This is a genomic window from Streptomyces sp. NPDC040410 (assembly GCF_055595715.1).
In genome coordinates this window covers 96333-116763 of record NZ_JBVIVK010000019.1, presented here as the reverse complement: position 1 = coordinate 116763, position 20431 = coordinate 96333, and the positions used below count along the sequence as shown (strand labels likewise).

Here is a 20431-nt window from a genome sequence, read left to right as displayed (position 1 = left end):
GTCCGTCTCCCGTTCTTTCCTGTCTCGTTCTCGGGTCGTCAGTCGTCTTCGCCGTGGAAGCGCCGCCTGACGGACAGCAGTTCCACCTCGGGGCGGCCGGCGACCAGCCGTTCGCACCGGTCCAGCACCTCGCTCAGGTGCCCGGCGTCGCCGGACACCATCGCGAGGCCGATGCCGGCCCTGCGGTGAAGGTCCGTGTGATCCACCTCGGCCGCGCTCACCGCGTACTTCCGCTGGAGCTCGGCGACGATCGGGCGGACGACGGAGCGTTTCTCCTTCAGCGACCGTACGTCGCCGAGGAGAAGGTCGAAGGACAGAGTCCCCACATACATGTGTGTAGCCGGTTCACCCGCCGGTACGGGATCGATGGCCCCGCCATCCGTGTGGCAGGGACATCAGAACCGTACAACGAACGGCCGGGGCCGATCGACGGAAATTCCTCTCCGTCGACCGGCCCCGGACCGGACCGTCTCGGAAGCCCGAGCGCTTACGCGCGCGGCTTCTCGCGCATCTCGTACGTCGCGATGACGTCGTCGACCTTGATGTCGTTGAAGTTTCCGAGGTTGATACCGCCCTCGAAGCCTTCGCGGATCTCGGTGACGTCGTCCTTGAAGCGACGCAGACCCTCGATGTTGAGGTTCTCCGCGACCACCTTGCCGTCGCGGATGAGGCGCGCCTTGGTGTTGCGGCGGACCTCGCCGGAGCGGATGAGCACACCCGCGATGTTGCCCAGCTTGGACGACTTGAAGACCTCGCGGATCTCCGCCGTGCCGAGCTCGACCTCCTCGAACTCCGGCTTGAGCATGCCCTTGAGGGCCGCCTCGATCTCCTCGATCGCCTGGTAGATGACCGAGTAGTAGCGGACGTCCACGCCCTCGCGCTCGGCCATCTGCGCGGCACGCCCGGCGGCGCGCACGTTGAAGCCGATCACGATGGCGTCCGAGCCCATCGCCAGGTCGATGTCCGACTCCGTGACCGCACCGACGCCGCGGTGCAGGACGCGGATGTCGACCTCTTCGCCGACGTCCAGCTGGAGCAGGGACGACTCGAGCGCCTCGACGGAACCAGAAGCGTCACCCTTGATGATGAGGTTGAGCTGCTGGACCTCGCCGGCCTTGAGCACCTTGTCCAGGTCCTCGAGGGAGACGCGGCGCGTGCGCTTGGCGAACGCGGCGTTGCGCTCACGGGCGGCGCGCTTCTCGGCGATCTGACGGGCCGTACGGTCCTCGTCTACCACCAGGAAGTTGTCGCCCGCACCCGGGACGTTGGTCAGGCCCAGGACCTGGACCGGCGTCGACGGGCCGGCCTCGGCGACGTTGTTGCCGTTGTCGTCGAGCATCGCCCGGACTCGGCCGTACGCGTCGCCGACCACCATCGTGTCGCCGACCCGCAGCGTGCCTCGCTGGACGAGGACCGTCGACACGGCACCGCGACCGCGGTCGAGGCGGGACTCGATCGAGATGCCCTGCGCGTCCTGGTTCGGGTTGGCGCGCAGGTCGAGCGAGGCGTCGGCGGTGAGGACCACGGCCTCCAGCAGGGAGTCGATGTGCAGACCCTGCTTCGCGGAGATGTCGACGAACATCGTGTCGCCGCCGTACTCCTCGGCCACCAGGCCGTACTCGGTCAGCTGACCGCGCACCTTGGTCGGGTCGGCGCCCTCGACGTCGATCTTGTTGACCGCGACGACGATGGGGACGTCGGCCGCCTTGGCGTGGTTGAGCGCCTCGACCGTCTGCGGCATGACGCCGTCGTTGGCCGCGACGACCAGGATCGCGATGTCGGTCGACTTCGCACCACGGGCACGCATGGCGGTGAACGCCTCGTGACCCGGGGTGTCGATGAAGGTGATCTTGCGCTCTTCGTCGTTGACCTCGGTCGCGACCTGGTAGGCACCGATGTGCTGGGTGATGCCGCCGGCCTCGCCCGCGATGACGTTCGTCTTGCGGATGGCGTCGAGCAGTCGGGTCTTGCCGTGGTCGACGTGACCCATGACGGTGACGACCGGCGGGCGGACGACCAGGTCCTCCTCGCCGCCCTCGTCCTCGCCGAACTCGATGTCGAAGGACTCGAGCAGCTCGCGGTCCTCCTCCTCGGGGCTGACGATCTGAACCGCGTAGTTCATCTCGCCCGCGAGGAGCTGCAGCGTCTCGTCGGAGACGGACTGCGTGGCCGTGACCATCTCGCCCAGGTTCATCATGACCGCGACGAGCGACGCCGGGTTGGCGTTGATCTTCTCCGCGAAGTCGGTGAGGGAGGCACCGCGCGACAGGCGAATGGTCTCGCCGTTGCCGCGAGGCAGCATCACGCCGCCGACCGACGGGGCCTGCATGGCCTCGTACTCCTGGCGCCTCTGCCGCTTCGACTTGCGACCGCGACGCGCGGGACCGCCGGGACGGCCGAAGGCGCCCTGCGTGCCACCGCGACCGCCCGGCCCACCGGGACGACCGCCGAAGCCGGGACGGCCACCGCCGCCACCCGCGGGACCGCCGGGACGGCCGGCGAAGCCGCCGCCACCGCCGCCACCGGGACCGCCGGGACGGCCGGCGAAGCCGCCGCCACCACCGCCGCCACCGGGACGGCCGGCGAAGCCGCCGCCGCCCGGACGACCGCCGCCGCCACCGGGTCGACCGCCACCGCCGCCGGGACCGCGGCCGCCGGGGCCACCGCCACCGGGACGCGGGCCGGCAGCCGGACGCTGCGGCATCATGCCGGGATTGGGACGCGGACCGCCGGGGCCGCCGCCGGGACGCGGGCCGCCGCCCTGCGGACGGGGCATACCGCCCGGGGTGGGACGCGCGCCGCCCGGAGCCTGCGGGCGGGGACCGCCCGCCGCGCCCTGGGGACGGGGACCGCCCTGACCCGCGCCCTGGGGACGCGGAGCGCCGCCGGGGGCACCGGGGCCGCCGGGACGCGGGGCGCCGCCGGGACGGGGCGCCTGCGGACGCGCCATGCCGGTGGAGCCGCCGGAGGTGAACGGGTTGTTGCCCGGACGGGGACCGGCCGGACGGGCACCGGGACGCGGAGCCTGGCCACCCTGACGCGGGGCGCCCGGACGGTCGCCACGGTCGCCACGGTCGCCACGGCCCTGGCCGGGACCGGCCGGGCGGGCGCCCGGACGCGGAGCCTGGCCGGCCGGACGCGGGGCGCCCGGACGGGGGCCGGAGCCGGAGGAGGCGGCCGGAGCCGCGGGAGCCGACGGGGGTGCCGTGAACTCGGGGGTGGTGGGCGCCGGAGACGCCGGGGCGGGCCGCGGCGCGGGCTTCGGGCCCGGGGTGGGCCGCGAGCCGGGAGTGGCCGGGGCGGCCGGAGCCGCGGGCCTCTCGGCTGCGGCCGGCTTGGGGGCCGGCGGGCGCGGGGCGGCCGGACGGGCAGCCTGCGCCGGAGAGGGGGCTGCCGGCTTCGCCGGGGCAGCCTTGCGAGCGGGGGCGGCCTTGCCGCCTCCGTTGCCCTGCTGGAGGGCGTCCGTCAGTTTGCGGACAACAGGCGCTTCGATGGTCGAAGACGCCGAACGGACGAATTCACCGAGTTCCTGGAGCTTGGCCATGACGACCTTGCTCTCCACACCGAACTCCTTGGCGAGTTCGTATACCCGGACCTTAGCCACTTCGCTCCTTTTAGGTCCGGGTTGGGTCCGGACCGTCGCTACTTCATGGGCGTACTCATCGCGTGCTCATCGAGTGCTCATCGCAATCTCGACCTACTTCCAACTCGCGGGGTACCAGGGCCGCACGGGGTTCCGCGCGACGCGTCTTACGGTGTTGCCTGCTCAGCAACTGTCTGTCTGCTCGACGTACTGGCGCAACGCCTTTGTGTCGAGCGCTCCCGGGGCGCGCAGCGCCCGCGTGAACGCCCGGCGGCGTACCGCCTGGTCGAGACAGACCAGGGCGGGGTGTACATACGCACCCCGGCCGGGCAGCGTACCGCGAGGATCGGGGACGCATGCGTCCTTGATCGCCACGATGCGCAGCAGATCGGTCTTGGCCGCTCGCTCCCGGCACCCCACACAGGTGCGTTCAGGGCATACTCGGGCGTGCGTCCGGCCAGACACTGTTAAGTCTACCTCCCCGCGGCGACCTCACCCCTTTGGGGCAGGAATCGAACACTTGCCGCGCATATAACTGACGTGATCCGACCCACTACAGGCCGAGATCTATTCCCCCGGCTGTTCGGTGTCCGGACGGATGTCGATCCGCCAGCCGGTCAGCCGTGCCGCGAGCCGGGCATTCTGCCCTTCCTTGCCGATCGCCAGCGACAGCTGGTAGTCCGGCACGGTCACCCGGGCGGACCGGGCCGCCATGTCCACGACCTCCACCTTGGAGACGCGGGCCGGGGACAGCGCGTTCGCCACCATCTCGGCCGGGTCGTCCGACCAGTCGACGATGTCGATCTTCTCGCCGTTCAGCTCGCCCATGACGCTGCGCACCCGGCCGCCCATGGGGCCGATACAGGCGCCCTTGGCGTTCAGACCCGAACGGGTGGACCGTACCGCGATCTTCGTGCGGTGACCGGCCTCGCGTGCGATGGCGGCGATCTCGACGGAGCCGTCGGCGATCTCCGGCACCTCCAGGGCGAAGAGCTTCTTCACCAGATTGGGGTGCGTACGGGACAGCGTCACGGACGGGCCGCGGACACCCTTCGCCACCCGGACGACGTACGAGCGAAGACGCATGCCGTGCGGGTACGTCTCGCCCGGCACCTGCTCCTGCACCGGGAGGATGGCCTCCAGCTTGCCGATGTCGACGAGCACGTTCTTGGGGTCACGCCCCTGCTGGACCACACCGGTGACGATGTCGCCCTCGCGGCCGGCGTACTCGCCGAGCGTCGCGTCGTCCTCGGCGTCGCGCAGCCGCTGCAGGATGACCTGCTTGGCGGTGGTGGCGGCGATACGGCCGAAGCCGGACGGGGTGTCGTCGAACTCGCGGGGCTCCTGGCCCTCTTCGAGGTCCTCGGGATCCTCCTTCGCCCACACGGTCACATGCCCGGTCTCCCGGTTGAGCTCCACGCGCGCGTGACGGCGGCTTCCCTCGGTGCGGTGGTAGGCGATGAGGAGGGCCGACTCGATCGCCTCGACCAGCAGGTCGAAGGAGATCTCCTTCTCCCGCACCAAGCCCCGCAGGGCACTCATGTCGATGTCCACGGCTACGCCTCCTCCTCTTCCTTCATGTCCTTCTTGTCCTTGCGGCTGAACTCGACCTGGACGCGCGCCTTGACGATGTCCGGGAACGCGAGTCTGCGGGTGGTTGCCTTGCGGCCCTTCACACCGGGAACCTCGACGTCGAGACCTTCTTCGTCCGCCTGGAGGATGCGGGCGACGAGTTCGCCCCCCTCGTGGAGCTGGAACTTGACCAGCCGGTCGGTGGCGCGCACGTAGTGGCGGTGCTCGGTGAGAGCGCGCTCCGCGCCCGGGGTGCCGACCTCGAGGGTGTACTCGCCCTGGCCCATCGCGTCGGTCTCGTCGAGCTTTGCCGAGAGCGCGCGGCTCACATCGGCGATCTGGTCCAGATCGGCGCCCGTGTCGGAGTCGACGACGACACGCAGCACACGCTTACGGCCGACCGAGTCCACCGCGATCTCTTCGAGATCCAGGCCCTGGGAGCTGACGAGCGGTTCCAGGAGCTCTCGCAGCCTCTCGCTCTGGGTGGTGCTCATCCGGGTGACTCCTCGGCCGCGTGTGCTGTTGTGGGAAGGTCGCGTGTCTGGTCAAAGGGTATCCGGTCCCGGGGAGTGTTGCCGTCCACCGGGCGTCCGCCAAGCCTTCGTCGGGCCTGCGGTCGGGACTCCGCCGGGCCCGCGCCGGGCCCGCGTCCGGCGTGCTGCGGGGCGCGGGCGGTGCCGCTGAGTGATGGCGGGCGGGTGCACGGGTACCGTGATCACGGGCGTGCCGCCCTGCTGTGGTGTTTTCTTCCTACGAGCTCCCCCGAGGACGTCTGCCGTGCCGCTCCCCCCGCCCTCGCGGCCCCGCTCCGGGCCGCGCCGAAGAACCCTGCTCGCCTCGGCCGCGGGCGCCGCCCTCCTGGTCGGTTGCTCCGACGCGTCCGAGGACTCCGCCGGCACGAGCGGCAGCCCGTCGGCCGCCCAGCGGGCACGCGCGCGTGCGGCGCGCGACAGCGGGGGGCTGGTGGAGTCGTACGACGCGGTGCTCGCCGTGCATCCGGCGCTGGCGGAGCGGCTGGGGCCGCTGCGGGCGGAAGTGACGCGGCATGTGAAGGCGTTCGGGGGGACCGGAGCGTCCGGGAAGAACCGGGAGGCGTCCCAGACGGTGTCCGCGGCCCCGACCTCCACCGACCCGTCGGCCGATCCGTCGCCCGCCGCGCCGCAGAACGGACCGGCTGCCGTGCCGGCGAACGAGAAGGACGCCGTCGCCCAGCTCGCCGCCGCGGAGCGCGCGCTCGCCGACCGGCGTGCCAAGGCGCTGCTCGACGTGCCGGGCGAGCTGGCCCGGCTGCTGGCCTCGGTCGCGGCGGCCGGAGCGGCGCACGCGTATCTGCTGACGGAGGGGGCCGGGTGAGCGCGGCGAAGGAAGCGGAGCTGGAGGCGCTGCAGGCCGCGCTGGCCGCCGAGCACGCGGCGGTGTACGGCTACGGGGTGGTCGGCGGGCGCATCCGCGAGGGCCGGCGGACCGAGGCCCGGGCCGCGTACGACGCCCACCGGGCGCGACGCGACGCACTGTCGCGAGCGGTACGGGACCTCGGCGGCAAGCCGGTGGCCGCGGCCGCGGCGTACGCGCTGCCCTTCCCCGTCCCCGACTCGGCCGCGGCGGTCAGGCTCGCCGTCGAGCTGGAGGACCGGGTGGCCGGGGTGTACTCCGACCTGGTGCGGGCAGCCGAGGGCGAGACGCGGCGCACGGCCGCCGAGGCGCTGCGGGAGGCGGCGGTGCGGGCGGTGCGCTGGCGCGGCGAGAGCGTAGCCTTCCCTGGTCTCGCCGAGCGGGCCGGCACGGTCACGGCATCGGCGACGCCGACGGCGTAACGGCACCGCTCGGCACGTACGGGAAGGGAACAACTCGCGCATGGCTTTCGAACCGCCGCAGCGTCTGGTGAGGGCGCTCGGTGAGAGCGCCCCGGACGGTGACGACTGGTTGGACAAGCTGCCCGAGGCGATGCGACAGGCCGTCGCGCTGGGCGAGTTGACCGTGGAGCGGGTGCAGGAGCCGGGCGGGCGCAGCAGTCTGGTCGTGCTGGTGCGGCGGCCGGACGGGACGCCCGCGGTGCTGAAGCTCGCCCCGCGCCGGGCCCGGCCGGAGAGCGAGCGGGCCGCGCTCGCGCACTGGGCCGGCATGGGTGCCGTACAACTCCTGGAACCGTTCGCGGCCCCCGGTGTACTGCTGTTGGAGCGGCTGCACCCGGATGTGTCGGTGCGGTCGTTGCCGGAGGCGAAGGCACTGCTGGAGGCGGCCGGGACGCTGCGGCGGCTGTGGGTCGAGCCACCGGGCGACGAGGACGCCCGTGCCTTCGAGAGCGTGGCCGAGCGGACCGGTCGGCAGGCCGAGGCGATGCGGGCGAGCGCCGACGCCGATGCCGAGGTGGCACCCCTGGTCGCCGCGGCGCTCGCGGCACGCGAGGAACTGCTGGCCGCGCCGCCCGAGCGCCGGCTGCTGCACGGGACCTTCCGGCAGAGCAAGGTGCTCGCCGCCGAGCGGATGCCGTGGCTGGCCGTGGGTCCCGATCCCGTGGTCGGCGAGTGTGCCTTCGATCTGGCGCGGCTGGTGCGCGACCGGGTGGAGGACCTGATCGCCTCGCCGTCGGGCGCCACGACCACCCGCCGGCGGGTGAAGCGGCTCGCGGAGTCGCTGGAGGTGGACCAGGAGCGGCTGCGGGGCTGGGCCTTGTTCCGGGCCGTGGAGTCGGGGGTGCGGGCCCTGCGGGTGGGACGGCCGCAGGACGCGGAGCTGCTGCTGGAGTTCGCGGGCTGGCTCTGAGAGCCCGTGTCACATTCCCGGCCGGATCGGCTCTGTGCCCTTCGGAGCCCTTCTGCGGAACCCTTCTGCGGACCGCTGCCGCGGCGCCTCGTTCCCTCGCCGGCATGACCGTTCCCCGACCGTAGTGCCCCTGTGTCACGCCCTACGGTTGAAAAACGGCCTGCGAGAAGTCTTCTGCGGCGCCCATACGCCTCGGCAGAAGTCTCTGAGAGACGCGTTCACATCATGCCGACAGGCGTGCGACGGCCTCCTCGACCGTCAGCTCCTCGCGCTCGCCGGTCCTGCGGTCCTTCAGCTCCAGCACGCCCTCGGCGGCGCGCCGCCCGGCCACCAGGATCTGCGGTACGCCGATCAGCTCGGAGTCCGTGAACTTCACGCCCGGGGACACCCCGGCCCGGTCGTCGACCAGGACGCGGAGCCCGGCCGCCCGCAGCTTCTCGGAGACGTCGAGCGCCAGTTCGGTCTGCAGGGCCTTGCCCGCGGCGACGACGTGCACGTCGGCCGGGGCGACCTCCTTCGGCCAGCACAGGCCCTTGTCGTCGGCGGTCTGTTCGGCGAGTGCCGCGACCGCGCGGGAGACACCGATGCCGTACGAGCCCATGGTGACGCGGACCGGCTTGCCGTTCTGGCCGAGGACATCGAGCTTGAGGGCGTCGGCGTACTTGCGGCCCAGCTGGAAGATGTGGCCGATCTCGATGGCCCGGTCGAGCTTGAGCCCGGTGCCGCAGTTGGGGCACGGATCGCCCTCCTGCACCACCACGACGTCGACGTACTCGTCGACCTCGAAGTCACGGCCCGCGACCACGTTCTTCGCGTGGGTGTGCTCCTTGTTGGCGCCCGTGATCCACACCGTGCCCGGCGCCACGCGGGGGTCGGCGATGTACCTGAGCTTGTCCCGGCCCTGCGGGCCGACGTAGCCGCGGACCAGGTCCGGGCGGCCCACGAAGTCGTCGGCGGTGACCAGTTCGACAGCGGCCGGGGCGAAGTGTGCCTCGACCTTGCCCATGTCGACCTCGCGGTCACCCGGGACGCCCACGGCGACGATCTCGCCGTCGACCTTGACGAGGAGGTTCTTCAGGGTGGCGGAGGCCGGGACGCCGAGGTGGGCGGCGAGGGTCTCGATGGTCGGGGTGTCCGGCGTCGGGATCTCCTCGGCCACGGGCACGCCGGCGGCGTCCACCGGCTTCAGCTCGTACGTGATCGCCTCGGTGTTGGCCGCGAAGTCGCAGTTCGGGCAGTCCGCGAAGGTGTCCTCGCCGGCTCCGGCCGGGGCGAGGAACTCCTCCGACTTGGAGCCTCCCATCGCGCCCGCGGTGGCGGCGCAGATGCGGTGGTCGAGGCCGAGGCGCTCGAAGACCTTCTGGTACGCCTGACGGTGCAGGGCGTAGGACCGGGCGAGGCCCTCGTCGTCCAGGTCGAAGGAGTAGGAGTCCTTCATGAGGAACTCCCGGCCGCGCAGGATGCCGGCGCGGGGGCGGGCCTCGTCCCGGTACTTGTGCTGGATCTGGTAGAGGATCACCGGCAGGTCCTTGTACGAGGACGCCTGGTCCTTCACCAGCAGGGTGAAGATCTCCTCGTGGGTGGGGCCGAGGAGGTAGTCGCCGCCCTTGCGGTCGTTGAGGCGGAACAGCTCGGCGCCGTACTCGTTCCAGCGGCCGGTCGCCTCGTACGGCTCCCGCGGCAGCAGGGCGGGGAGCAGCACCTCCTGGGCGCCGATCGCGTCCATCTCCTCACGGACGATCCGCTCCACGTTGGCGAGCACCTTCTTGCCGAGCGGCAGCCAACTCCAGATGCCGGCGGCGGTACGGCGGACGTAGCCGGCGCGGACGAGCAGCTTGTGGCTGAGGACCTCGGCGTCCGCCGGGTCGTCGCGCAGCGTCTTCGCCATCAACTGGGACATGCGCTGGACCGGTGCGTTCGCCATGGTTCTCGTACTCCTGCTGCGTGAGGGTGATGCCAGGAGGTTAGCGGGGCGGCACGGGACGGTGGAAATCGGTTAGGGCCTGCCCGGCGGATCACGCCGGGGGAAGCAGCGGCGGCTGATGGATCCGCCGGGAGGCCCCAGGTCCCGCCGTCACCTGCCCGTCGTACGCCCGGAGGGCGGGCTCCGCGGCGCCAGGTGCGTGCTCCCGGCGTGCCGGGCCCTGGCCCTCGTGTGCGTGCTCCCGGCGTCCCGGGGGCCCTGGCCCTCGTGTGCGTGCTCCCGGCGTCCCGGGGGCCCTGGCCCTCGTGTGCGTGCTCCCGGCGTCCCGGGGGCCCTGGCCCTCGTACTGGCTTGGCTGTACGCGGGCCAGGGCACGGTGCGGCGAGTGGGGGCACCTCCCACGCCCTTGAGGCAGTGGGGAGCGTGCATGGCCTCGCGGGGCAGGCGGGAATCCGACGACAGGGCCTAGCGGCGCCGGAGGGGCAAGGGGGCGCCCATCACGGCGTAGGGCTTCGGGGCACTGGGGAAGAGGACCTGGCGGGCCAGGTCCTGGTAGCCGAGGGAGTGGTAGAGGCCGCGGGCGGGGCTGTCCGTGTCGATCGCGGAGAGGATCGAGCGGGGTTCGGCGGCGGTGTCCGTGATCGCGGTGATCAGGCCTCTGCCCACACCCCGGTTCTGGTGGCTCGGGTGGACGTGCAGTTCGGTGATCACGAAGGAGTTGTCGAGCCAGTCGTCGTGGCCCCGGGCACGCAGGTAGGGCTCCACCACGGTGGACCACCAGTGGGTGCGGTCGTTGGGCATGCCGTAGACGAAGCCCACCAGCCGTCCGGCGGTGGTGGCACCGAGGGCGCGGGCTCCCGGGTAGGTCATGTGGCGCAGGACGATCTGGCGGCGTACGGCGATCTCGTCGGAGCCGAGGCCGAAGGCCACCGCCTGGACTGCGAGGGCCTCGTCGACGCGGGCGGAGAGGTCGAGAGGGCCGATCACGATGTCTTCGGGGTGGGGGTGGCCGTGACCGGGAAATCGCATGTGGGGAGAGTACAGGGGACGGCGGTTGTCGTTCGGGTGCCGGCTGCGGGGCTGATGGCGCAGATCTCCGCGCCTCCGGGCCCGCTCAGAACAGGACACTCATGAACGCGCCGACCTCCTGGAAGCCCACTCGCCGGTACGTCCTCCTCGCAGGGGTGTTGAAGTCGTTGACGTACAGGCTCACCACGGGGGCCACGTCCGCCAGCGCGTAGCGGAGCACCGCCGCCATGCCCGGCGCCGCCACTCCCCTCCCCCGGTACTCGGGGGCCACCCACACGCCCTGGATCTGGCAGGCACGGGCGGTCGCGGCGCCGATCTCGGCCTTGAAGACGACCTTGCCGTCGGTGTCCAGGCGGGCGAAGGAGCGGCCGGAGCCGACGAGTTCGGCGACCCGGGCCTGGTACAGCAGCCCGCCGTCTCCCGCGAGCGGGGAGACGCCGACCTCTTCGGTGAACATGGCCACGCACGCCGGCATGATCGTCTCCATCTCGTCCTTGCGGATGCGGCGGACGTACGGATCCGGGGCGATGTGGGCGGGCATGCGGTCGGTGATCATGAGCGGCTGGCGGCCTCGGACCTCGCGGGCCGGGCCCCAGCTGGGTTCGAGCAGGCGCCACAGCGCGGCGGTGGTGTCGGCGGGGCCGACGATGGAGGAGCAGCGGCGGCCGGCCCGGCGGGCGCGGTCGGCGAAGGCGCGTACGGCGCGCGGGGTGGCGCAGATCGGAACGAGGTTGGCGCCCGCGTAGCACAGGGACGTCAGCATTCCGTCCTCGTACCAGCCCCACATCTCGCCGCCGAGCCGCCATGGGTCCAGGCCCGCGACCTGCACCCGGGATGTCACGAAGGCGTTCGTGACCGGCTCGCGGTCGAGGACGGCGAGCGCGGCGTCCAGGTCGCTCGGTTCGAGAACCCGGGAGGTGGTCTGGGTCAACACGTACGGCGCCTCACCTAAGGTCTGCTGATTTCCGCACTGTACCTGCCGAAAATGTGCCGCGCCGCCCCCCGCGTCCGCGTGATACGGCGGTCCATGGTCATCGGGACGCAGCGAACCGACGCTCGCACATGGCCCGCTGAACACCTGGGTCCTGTCGTCAGATTCCCGTCGTCCGCCCGGAGGGCGGGCCCTGCGGCGAGTGGGGGCACCTCCCACGCCCTTCAGGCAGTGGGGGAGCGTGCACGGCGTCGCGGGGCGGGCGGGAATCCGGCGACAGGGCCTGGCGGAGCTGTGCGGCGAGAGCTTCCCGGAGTTCGTCGCGGCCGACCGGGTGGTGAAGGAGTGCGGAGGCCGGGAGTGGTCCCCCCGAGCTGGACCTCATGCCGGCGGCCGAGGACTGTGTGCCGGCGGCGGGCGGACGCGCCGGCGATCGAAGGGGCGGCCGGGACGCAGGCGGCACGCCGCCGCTCCTGCCCGCGAGGTCAGCCCGCGACCGAGATCTCCGGTTCGCCGGAGGCCACCCCGTCCGCCTCCATCTGCTCGGCCAGCTTCATGGCCTCCTCGATGAGGGTCTCCACGATCTTGGACTCGGGGACGGTCTTGATGACCTCGCCCTTGACGAAGATCTGGCCCTTGCCGTTGCCGGAGGCGACGCCGAGGTCGGCCTCGCGGGCCTCGCCGGGGCCGTTGACGACGCAGCCCATGACGGCGACACGGAGCGGGACCTCCATGCCGGTCAGGCCGGCTGTCACCTCTTCGGCCAGCTTGTAGACGTCGACCTGGGCACGGCCGCAGGACGGGCAGGAGACGATCTCCAGGCCGCGCTGCTTGAGGTTCAGCGACTCCAGGATCTGCAGGCCGACCTTGACCTCCTCGGCGGGCGGCGCGGAGAGGGAGACGCGGATGGTGTCGCCGATGCCCTGCGACAGCAGCGCCCCGAAGGCCACCGCAGACTTGATCGTGCCCTGGAAGGCCGGGCCCGCCTCCGTGACCCCCAGGTGCAGCGGGTAGTCGCACTGGGCGGCCAGCTGGCGGTACGCCTCGATCATCACGACCGGGTCGTTGTGCTTGACGGAGATCTTGATGTCCCGGAAGTCGTGCTCCTCGAAGAGGGACGCCTCCCAGAGGGCGGACTCGACGAGCGCCTCGGGGGTCGCCTTGCCGTACTTCTGGAGCAGGCGCCGGTCCAGCGAGCCCGCGTTCACGCCGATGCGGATCGGGGTGCCGTGCTCGTTCGCCGCCTTGGCGATCTCCCTGACCTTGTCGTCGAACTGCTTGATGTTGCCGGGGTTGACGCGTACCGCGGCGCAGCCGGCCTCGATGGCCGCGAAGACGTACTTCGGCTGGAAATGGATGTCCGCGATGACGGGGATCTGGGACTTGCGCGCGATGGTCGCCAGGGCGTCGGCGTCGTCCTGGGTGGGGCAGGCCACACGGACGATCTGGCAGCCGGACGCGGTCAGTTCGGCGATCTGCTGGAGCGTGGCGCCGATGTCGGACGTGCGGGTCGTTGTCATGGACTGCACCGACACGGGCGCGTCGCCGCCCACCGCCACGGATCCGACCTGGATCTGCCGGCTCTTGCGGCGCTCGGCGAGCTTGGTCGGAACGGACGGCATGCCGAGAGAAATCGCAGTCATCTGCTGTGCAACCCCAAGTCGTGGATCAAGGTCCGGTCCCGTCAGCAGCGGGCTCCAGGCTTCGAGATTACGGCACGTCCCGTGGCCGGAGCACATCCCGCCCGCGATCCCACCCATTGGGAGGCGGCCCGGAAACGAGCATTCCGGGCCGCCTCGAACTCCGCGTGGCTACGAGATGCGCACCGGGTTAACCACGTCGGCGATCAGAACCAGGATGGTGAAGCAGACGAAGATCCCGGCCACCACGTAGGCGACCGGCATCAGCTTCGCCACGTCGAACGGGCCCGGGTCCGGGCGGCGCAGCACCTTCGCCGTGTTGCGGCGCAGCGACTCCCACAGCGCGCCCGCGATGTGACCGCCGTCCAGCGGCAGCAGCGGGAGCATGTTGAAGAGGAACAGCGAGAGGTTGAAGCCCGCGACCAGCATCACGAACATGGCGAGCTGCTGGGTGGCCGGGATGTCGAGGGTGAAGATCTCGCCGCCGACGCGGGCCGCGCCGACGACGCCCATCGGCGAGTCGTCGGCGCGCTTGCCGTCGCCGAAGGCCGCGTCCCACAGGCCCGGGATCTTGGCGGGGAGGTCGGCGATGGAGTCGACGGCGTCGCCGACCCGGTCGCCCATCCAGGTCACGGAGTCGCCGAAGTCCTGCTTCACGATGCCGGTGGCCGCGCTGAAGCCGAGGAAGCCGGCGTTGACGTACTGCCCCTGGACGATCTGTCCGCCGGCGTCCTTCTTCGCGACCTGGTTGGTGGCGATCTTCGCGTGCAGGGTGACGTCCTGACCCTTGCGTTCGACGACGATCGGCACGTCCTTGCCGGGGTTGGCGCGGATGAGGTCGGAGAGCTTGTTCCAGTCGTCGGTCCGCACGCCGTTGAAGGAGACGATCTTGTCGCCCGGCTTGAGGCCCGCGGCGGCGGCCGGCGCTGCGGGGTCGGACTTCTTGCACGTGTCGCGGTTCTCGCTCTGTGCGATGACGCACTTGGAGACCGAGCTGACCGTGGTGGTCTGCTGGGCGACGCCGAAGCCCATGAGGACGGCGAAGAACAGGGCCACGGCCAGGATGAGGTTCATGAACGGGCCCGCGAACATGACGATGACGCGCTTCCAGGGCGCGCGCGTGTAGAAGAGGCGGGTCTCGTCACCCGGCTTGAGTTCCTCGAAGGCGGCCGAGCGGGCGTCCTCGATCATGCCGCGCCAGGGGGAGGTGGAGCGTGCCTCCATGCGGCCGTCGGGTCCCGGCGGGAACATGCCGATCATGCGGATGTAGCCGCCGAACGGGATGGCCTTGATCCCGTACTCGGTCTCGCCCTTGTTGCGCGACCAGATGGTGGGGCCGAAGCCGACCATGTACTGCGGCACGCGGATGCCGAAGAGCTTGGCCGTGGACAGATGCCCCAGCTCGTGCCAAGCGATCGAGACCAGCAGGCCGAACGCGAAGACGACTATGCCGAGGATCATCATCAGGGTCGTCATGCACGGGCCTCCGCCGTCTGTGCCGTCAGTTCCCGGGCCCGGGTGCGGGCCCAGGTCTCCGCTTCGAGGACGTCCGCGACGGTGAGCGAGGTTCCCGCGCGCGGGGTGCCGTGCTCCTCCACCACGCGTGTCACCGTATCGATGATCCCGTTGAACGGCAGCGCGCCGGCCCGGAAGGCCTCCACGCACTCCTCGTTGGCCGCATTGAACACCGCCGGTGCGGTGCCCGCGAGCTGTCCCACGTGCCGGGCGAGGTCGACCGACGGGAACGCGTCGTTGTCGAGCGGGAAGAACTCCCACGTCGACGCCGTGCTCCAGTCGAAGGCCGGGGCCGCGTCGGGGACGCGCTCGGGCCAGCCGAGACCGATGGCGATTGGCCCGCGCATGTCGGGAGGCGTCGCCTGGGCCAGTGTCGATCCGTCCGTGAACTCAACCATCGAGTGGACATACGACTGCGGGTGCACGACGACCTCAATGCGATCGAAGGGAATGTCGTACAGCAGGTGTGCCTCGATGACCTCCAGGCCCTTGTTGACGAGGGTCGCGGAGTTGATCGTGATGACCGGTCCCATGGCCCAGGTCGGGTGGGCGAGGGCGTCCTCGACGGTGACGTGCGCCAACTGCTCCTTCGTGCGGCCGCGGAAAGGGCCGCCGGACGCCGTGACGACGAGTTTGCGTACGTCCGCCCTGGTGCCGGCCGCCAGTGCCTGGAAGAGGGCGGCGTGCTCGGAGTCGACCGGGATGATCTGCCCGGGCTTGGCGAGGGCCCTGACCAGCGGGCCGCCCACGATGAGCGACTCCTTGTTGGCCAGCGCGAGGGTGCGTCCCGCCTCCAGGGCGGCGAGCGTCGGGGCGAGGCCGATGGATCCGGTGATGCCGTTGAGGACGGTGTGGCAGTCGGATGCGGCGAGCCGGGTGGCGGCCTCCGGTCCGGCGAGGATCTCGGGGAGCGGCTCCCCCGCGCCGTACTGCGCGGCGAGCGCCTCGCGCAGGGCCGGTACGGCGTCCTCGCGGGCGACGCCCACGGTCCGCACTCGCAGCCGGTGCGCCTGCTCGGCGAGGAGGGCGACCCGTCCGCCGTTGGCGGAGAGCGCGGTGACCCGGAAGCGGCCGGGGTTGCGCAGCACGAGGTCGATGGCCTGGGTGCCGATCGAGCCGGTGGAGCCGAGGATCACCACGTCCTTCGGGCCGTCGCCCGCCACGGGGTCGTAGACGAGGTGCGGGTCGGCGAGGGCGAGGGCTTCCGACCCGCGCCCTGAGGGGGCTGGACTGTCGCTCATCCCTCCATTGTTGCCGCAACGGGCCTCCCGGAGGACAGCACGTCCCTCGGGCGGGTGTCTTGTCTGCTCTCGCCACCGAATGAAACAGAATCCGCCTTGTGAAGCCAAGGTGAAGATCATGTGATAACACTTCAGTCCTGGTCGGCGGACGACCGGCCACAGGACGACATCCGGGGGGATATCTCCATGCGTATACGCGCCGCCCTGCCCGCGCTCGCGGGCGCCGCTCTGCTCACCGGCACCGTGCTCGGCTCTCCGGCCCAGGCCGCCGGATCCGTTCACATCCACGAGGTGTACTACGACAGCCCGGGCTCCCCGGACAGCGGTTCCAACACGAGCCTCAACGGCGAGTGGGTCAGGATCAAGAACTCGACCTCCTCGACGGTCTCCCTCAAGGGCTGGAAGATCAAGGACGAGACGGGCTACACGTACACCTTCGGCGATGTGCGGATCGGCGCCGGCGCCTCCAAGACGGTGCACACCGGCGAGGGCACGAACACCGGCGCCCACAAGTACTGGGGCCGCTCCTGGTACGTCTGGAACAACGCCGGTGACACCGCGAAGCTCTACAAGGCGAGCGGCACCAGGGTCGACTCGTGCTCGTGGTCCTCGCGGGGCAGCGGCTACAAGTACTGCTGAGGTACGTGCGCTCCGCCGCCCCGCGGGTGACTCACCTGATGGGGCGGTGGGCGTTCTCCCGCTGGGAGGGGCCCGGGGTGGCGTCGGCGATCCACGGGCCCTCGCCCGACGGGTCGACGATGCCCTGCTCCAGCCATTCGAAGGTGCCCGACATGACGCCCTTGACGACCTTGCGGTCGACGTCGTCGGTGTTGTTCCACAGGCGGCCGAAGAGTTCCTCGACGCGGATGCGGGACTGGCGGCAGAACGCGTCGGCCAGCTGGTAGGCCTCACGGCCGTGGTCGCCCTGGCTGCGCAGGAGTTCGGCGCGTACGCAGGCCGCGCTCATCGCGAACAGCTCGGCACCGATGTCGACGATCCGGCCCAGGAAGCCCTGCTTGGTCTCCATCCGGCCCTGCCAGCGGGACATGGCGTAGAAGGTGGAGCGGGCGAGCTTGCGGGCCGTGCGCTCGACGTAGCGCAGGTGTCCGGAGAGGTCCACTCCATGCCTGAACTCGCCGTAGGAGCGCGGAAGTTGTCCCGGTCCCGCGACCAGCTTCGGCAGCCACTTGGCGTAGAAGACGCCTGCGTTCGCACCCGCCTTCGCCTTGTCCGACAGCGACTTGTCGGGGTCGATCAGGTCACCCGCCACCGACAGATGGGCATCGACCGCCTCGCGCGCGATCAGCAGATGCATGATCTCGGTTGATCCCTCGAAGATGCGGTTGATCCGCAGGTCGCGCAAAACCTGTTCGGCGGGGACCGCGCGTTCGCCGCGGGCGGCCAGGGACGCCGCCGTCTCGAAGCCGCGGCCGCCCCGGATCTGGACCAGCTCGTCGGCGATGCGCCAGCCCATCTCGGAGGCGAAGAGCTTGGCCAGCGCGCCCTCGATGCGGATGTCGTTGCGGTCCTCGTCGGCCATCTGCGAGGACAGGTCGAGTACCGCCTCCAGGGCGAAGGTGGTGGCCGCGATGAAGGAGATCTTCGCCCCCACCGCCTCGTGCTGGGCGATCGGCTTGCCCCACTGCTCGCGGGCCGCCGACCACTCGCGGGCGATCTTCAGGCACCACTTGCCGGCGGCCACACAGGACGCCGGGAGGGAGAGCCGCCCCGTGTTGAGGGTGGTCAGCGCGATCTTGAGGCCGGCCCCCTCGGGGCCGATGCGGTTGGCGGCCGGAACCCGGACCTGGTGGAAGCGGGTGACGCCGTTCTCGATGCCGCGCAGGCCCATGAAGGCGTTGCGGTTCTCGACCGTCACGCCGGGCGAGTTGGTCTCCACGACGAAGGCCGTGATACCGCCCTTGTGGCCCTCGCTCTTCGGCACCCGGGCCATCACGACCAGCAGGTCGGCGACCACGCCGTTGGTCGTCCACAGCTTCACCCCGTCGAGGACGTAGTCGTCCCCGTCGGGCACGGCCGAGGTGGCGAGGCGTGCCGGGTCCGAACCGACGTCGGGCTCGGTGAGGAGGAAGGCGCTGATGTCGGTGCGGGCGCACCGGGGCAGGAACGCCTCCTTCTGCTCGGGCGTGCCGAACAGCTTGAGCGGCTGCGGTACGCCGATCGACTGGTGAGCCGACAGCAGGACGCCGATCGCCGGGCAGGCAGAGCCAGCCAAAGCGAGCGCCTTGTTGTAGTACACCTGGGTGAGGCCGAGACCGCCGTACCTGGTGTCGATCTTCATGCCGAGGGCGCCGAGCTCCTTGAGCCCGTTGATGACCTCGTCGGGGATCCTGGCCTCGCGCTCGATGAGGGCCGCGTCCACCTTCGTCTCGCAGAAGTCGCGGAGTTTGGCCAGGAACTCCTCCCCGCGCTGTACGGCCTCGGTGGCGGGGGTGGGGTGCGGGTGGACCAGGTCGAGCCGGAAGCGGCCGAGGAACAGTTCCTTGGCGAAGCTGGGCTTGCGCCAGTCCTGTTCGCGGGCTGCCTCCGCCACCTGGCGGGCCTCACGTTCGGTGACGGTGGGTCGGGAAGAGGGGGTGGGTGGAGCGGACATGAGGCTCACCTCGCCGCGAATAGGGATCTTGGACCGTATTGGTTACCGACGGGTGCTACCCGATCGTATGTACCCGATCCCGGGCGTGGTCACCACCCCTCGCGTCGCCGTTCAGCCGATGTCCACCGGGTGCGCCCTGGTGTCCGGACGGCCCGAACCCCTGAAAACCCCGGTGCCGGACTCGATGCCGGAGACGTACTTGTCATTACTGAACAGCTTGCGCCGTACGAGTGCCTGCGTGAAGTCGTCGAGGTCGAGGGTGGCATCGTGGGAGGCCGTGCTTGAGTTCCCGGTAGTCGTGCCCGACGCGCCAGCGGATCTTGGCCAGGCGGACCAGTTCGGCCGGCGGGGGGCTGGTGAGCCGGTAGCCGGTGGGTTCTCGGGCGTCCTCGGGCCGTTCGACCGGCAGCGTCACCTCGGGCAGGACACCGTCCCAGTGGCCGTTTTCGGTGGTGGCGGCGGCGCGGGCCAGACCGCGGGCCGGACCCCTCGCCCCCGTCCGCACCGCACGGACCTCGCTGGCGATGCACTGGCACCGCTGGCGCACCCGCCACCAAGTCCGGGCCGGACTAAGCCACTACCGTGCCCGGGCCGCACGTGCTCACTGACCGTGAAACCAACGGCTGTAGTACTAGCCTTCCCCTCATCGTCATAGACCTCATCGTCATAGAGAGGGAGGACTGCGTGGAGTACCCCTTCGAATTCGCGCGGGTGTACGCCGGACCGTGCCCCGAGCCGGGCCGGGGCAGCGCGCAGGGAGGGACCACATGCTGACCCTGTCCACCTGGCGGACCCGCTTCGACCGGCTGCACGACACGTCCGACATCGCCCGGCGGACCGGCGGCCAGATCGCCGACTTCCTCGAACACGACCACGGCTGGTACCGCCACGACGGCGACCTGATCCTGCCGGAGGACACCGATCTGGACATCGCCCTGGTCGTCGACGGCGACCTGGTGGTGCACGGCTTCCTCGACGACCACATGTCCCACCTCGGCATGCTCGTCGTCCTCGGTGACCTGGTGGTGCGGGATCTCGTGTCCTGGGGTGCGCTCTATGTACAGGGCGACCTGCGCGCGCAGGGCCTGGTCTACGGCTACTACAACGACTTCACCTTTGAGGTGCGCGGCGCGGTGCATGCCCGGGCCCTGATTCTTGAGGACAAGTTCAGCGACTACCGCAGAGGCAGCATCGAGGCGGAGATCGCTCCCTACGAGCCCGCGCCCGAGCAGCTCCGGACGGCCCACAAGATCCTCGTCCCCGAGGTGTACGACGACGAGGACTGGGCTTGCGAAGAGGAGCAACCGGAGTTGCGCCGCCCGGGCTATGAGCAGGTCCGCACCCGGCTGCACGCCGGCGAACCGCTCTTCAGGCACCCCGTACCGACCACCTCGACGGGTAAGTGACCGTCGAGAGCACGATCACGAGGTGGAGAGACAGTGGCCGAACAGCACATATCGGCGTTCATTGTCGAGGAGGCCCGCTTCCGGGCCATGGTCGGCTCCTGTGACGAGGACCTCGTCCGGGCGACCCTCGCCGATCGGCGGCCCGGGCGCCCCGGAGAGCACGCACCGTGAGCGCCTCCAAGGACGGCACCGGTCGCACGAGTCCACCATGCGAAA

General features: G+C 71.0%; 18 protein-coding genes and 1 pseudogene. 6 read left to right on the top strand and 13 right to left on the bottom strand.

The features are described from left to right. Positions 1–38: 38 nt before the first annotated feature. The 5 genes from ACZ562_RS30560 to rimP form a co-directional block, all read right to left on the bottom strand. Positions 39–332 carry a DUF503 domain-containing protein gene (locus ACZ562_RS30560; protein WP_471185629.1) on the bottom strand — a complete coding sequence of 98 codons (294 nt, stop codon included), beginning with the start codon at positions 330–332 and terminating at the stop codon, positions 39–41. A 155-nt stretch (positions 333–487) separates the two neighbouring features. Then, positions 488–3604: a translation initiation factor IF-2 gene (gene infB, locus ACZ562_RS30555; RefSeq protein ID WP_471185627.1), complete on the bottom strand. Its 3117-nt coding sequence runs from the start codon at positions 3602–3604 to the stop codon at positions 488–490. Between the two features lie 162 nt (positions 3605–3766). Then, a complete protein-coding gene (locus ACZ562_RS30550) occupies positions 3767–4048 on the bottom strand; it encodes a YlxR family protein (RefSeq protein WP_471185624.1) in 282 nt (93 codons plus the stop codon). A 102-nt stretch (positions 4049–4150) separates the two neighbouring features. After that, positions 4151–5137 carry a transcription termination factor NusA gene (gene nusA, locus ACZ562_RS30545; RefSeq protein WP_471185621.1) on the bottom strand — a complete coding sequence of 329 codons (987 nt, stop codon included), beginning with the start codon at positions 5135–5137 and terminating at the stop codon, positions 4151–4153. Between the two features lie 2 nt (positions 5138–5139). Beyond that, positions 5140–5649, bottom strand: a complete 510-nt coding sequence (rimP, locus tag ACZ562_RS30540; protein ID WP_471185619.1) for a ribosome maturation factor RimP — start codon at positions 5647–5649, stop codon at positions 5140–5142. A 283-nt stretch (positions 5650–5932) separates the two neighbouring features. On the opposite strand from rimP, the gene ACZ562_RS30535 reads away from it, so the two are divergent. From ACZ562_RS30535 to ACZ562_RS30525, 3 genes are read left to right on the top strand one after another with little or no spacing between them, the layout of a single operon-like run. Further along, positions 5933–6508: a hypothetical protein gene (locus tag ACZ562_RS30535; RefSeq protein WP_471185616.1), complete on the top strand. Its 576-nt coding sequence runs from the start codon at positions 5933–5935 to the stop codon at positions 6506–6508. After that, on the top strand, positions 6505–6969 hold the full coding sequence (locus ACZ562_RS30530) for a ferritin-like domain-containing protein (protein ID WP_471185613.1): 465 nt from the start codon (positions 6505–6507) through the stop codon (positions 6967–6969). The genes ACZ562_RS30535 and ACZ562_RS30530 overlap by 4 nt, the downstream gene beginning before the upstream one ends. 40 nt (positions 6970–7009) lie before the next feature. Then, positions 7010–7918, top strand: a complete 909-nt coding sequence (locus tag ACZ562_RS30525) for an aminoglycoside phosphotransferase family protein (RefSeq protein WP_471185610.1) — start codon at positions 7010–7012, stop codon at positions 7916–7918. Positions 7919–8141: 223 nt separating this feature from the next. On the opposite strand, the gene ACZ562_RS30520 is transcribed toward ACZ562_RS30525, so the two are convergent. The 6 genes from ACZ562_RS30520 to dxr form a co-directional block, all read right to left on the bottom strand. Further along, entirely contained in the window at positions 8142–9842 is a 1701-nt protein-coding gene (locus ACZ562_RS30520; protein WP_471185608.1) for a proline--tRNA ligase, read from the bottom strand. 465 nt (positions 9843–10307) lie between these two features. Next, positions 10308–10871, bottom strand: a complete 564-nt coding sequence (locus ACZ562_RS30515; protein WP_471185606.1) for a GNAT family N-acetyltransferase — start codon at positions 10869–10871, stop codon at positions 10308–10310. Between the two features lie 85 nt (positions 10872–10956). Then, the gene (locus ACZ562_RS30510; RefSeq protein ID WP_471185602.1) at positions 10957–11805 is read right to left on the bottom strand and encodes a GNAT family N-acetyltransferase; all 849 of its coding nucleotides are present in this window, start codon (positions 11803–11805) and stop codon (positions 10957–10959) included. A 482-nt stretch (positions 11806–12287) separates the two neighbouring features. Then, positions 12288–13445, bottom strand: a complete 1158-nt coding sequence (gene ispG, locus ACZ562_RS30505; RefSeq protein WP_471185600.1) for a flavodoxin-dependent (E)-4-hydroxy-3-methylbut-2-enyl-diphosphate synthase — start codon at positions 13443–13445, stop codon at positions 12288–12290. Positions 13446–13613: 168 nt separating this feature from the next. Next, the gene (locus ACZ562_RS30500) at positions 13614–14906 is read right to left on the bottom strand and encodes a M50 family metallopeptidase (protein ID WP_471185686.1); all 1293 of its coding nucleotides are present in this window, start codon (positions 14904–14906) and stop codon (positions 13614–13616) included. Positions 14907–14914: 8 nt separating this feature from the next. Continuing rightward, complete coding sequence (dxr, locus tag ACZ562_RS30495; protein ID WP_471185598.1) at positions 14915–16198, bottom strand: 1-deoxy-D-xylulose-5-phosphate reductoisomerase; 1284 nt, start codon at positions 16196–16198, stop codon at positions 14915–14917. A gap of 186 nt (positions 16199–16384) precedes the next feature. Between dxr and ACZ562_RS30490 the strand changes: the two genes are divergently transcribed. Then, complete coding sequence (locus ACZ562_RS30490; RefSeq protein ID WP_471185595.1) at positions 16385–16837, top strand: lamin tail domain-containing protein; 453 nt, start codon at positions 16385–16387, stop codon at positions 16835–16837. 31 nt (positions 16838–16868) lie between these two features. On the opposite strand, the gene ACZ562_RS30485 is transcribed toward ACZ562_RS30490, so the two are convergent. Together ACZ562_RS30485 and ACZ562_RS30480 are read right to left on the bottom strand one after the other, a co-directional pair. Continuing rightward, positions 16869–18809: an acyl-CoA dehydrogenase family protein gene (locus ACZ562_RS30485; RefSeq protein ID WP_471185593.1), complete on the bottom strand. Its 1941-nt coding sequence runs from the start codon at positions 18807–18809 to the stop codon at positions 16869–16871. Between the two features lie 259 nt (positions 18810–19068). Beyond that, positions 19069–19311, bottom strand: a pseudogene (locus tag ACZ562_RS30480) (IS701 family transposase); the annotation flags it as partial. 265 nt (positions 19312–19576) lie between these two features. On the opposite strand from ACZ562_RS30480, the gene ACZ562_RS30475 reads away from it, so the two are divergent. Together ACZ562_RS30475 and ACZ562_RS30470 are read left to right on the top strand one after the other, a co-directional pair. Then, positions 19577–20215, top strand: a complete 639-nt coding sequence (locus ACZ562_RS30475; protein WP_471185590.1) for a hypothetical protein — start codon at positions 19577–19579, stop codon at positions 20213–20215. 33 nt (positions 20216–20248) lie between these two features. Next, entirely contained in the window at positions 20249–20386 is a 138-nt protein-coding gene (locus ACZ562_RS30470; RefSeq protein WP_471185588.1) for a hypothetical protein, read from the top strand. Positions 20387–20431 lie beyond the last annotated feature (45 nt).

Excerpts from the sequence above, each read along its gene's own strand:
- rimP (WP_471185619.1), bottom strand. The coding sequence starts at position 5,649 with ATGAGCACCACCCAGAGCGAGAGGCTGCGAGAGCTCCTGGAACCGCTC.
- ACZ562_RS30485 (WP_471185593.1), bottom strand. The coding sequence starts at position 18,809 with ATGTCCGCTCCACCCACCCCCTCTTCCCGACCCACCGTCACCGAACGT.
- ACZ562_RS30560 (WP_471185629.1), bottom strand. The coding sequence starts at position 332 with ATGTATGTGGGGACTCTGTCCTTCGACCTTCTCCTCGGCGACGTACGG.
- ACZ562_RS30500 (WP_471185686.1), bottom strand. The coding sequence starts at position 14,906 with ATGATGATCCTCGGCATAGTCGTCTTCGCGTTCGGCCTGCTGGTCTCG.
- ACZ562_RS30520 (WP_471185608.1), bottom strand. The coding sequence starts at position 9,842 with ATGGCGAACGCACCGGTCCAGCGCATGTCCCAGTTGATGGCGAAGACG.
- ACZ562_RS30475 (WP_471185590.1), top strand. The coding sequence starts at position 19,577 with ATGCTGACCCTGTCCACCTGGCGGACCCGCTTCGACCGGCTGCACGAC.
- ACZ562_RS30515 (WP_471185606.1), bottom strand. The coding sequence starts at position 10,871 with ATGCGATTTCCCGGTCACGGCCACCCCCACCCCGAAGACATCGTGATC.
- ACZ562_RS30525 (WP_471185610.1), top strand. The coding sequence starts at position 7,010 with ATGGCTTTCGAACCGCCGCAGCGTCTGGTGAGGGCGCTCGGTGAGAGC.
- dxr (WP_471185598.1), bottom strand. The coding sequence starts at position 16,198 with ATGAGCGACAGTCCAGCCCCCTCAGGGCGCGGGTCGGAAGCCCTCGCC.
- ACZ562_RS30490 (WP_471185595.1), top strand. The coding sequence starts at position 16,385 with ATGCGTATACGCGCCGCCCTGCCCGCGCTCGCGGGCGCCGCTCTGCTC.
- ispG (WP_471185600.1), bottom strand. The coding sequence starts at position 13,445 with ATGACTGCGATTTCTCTCGGCATGCCGTCCGTTCCGACCAAGCTCGCC.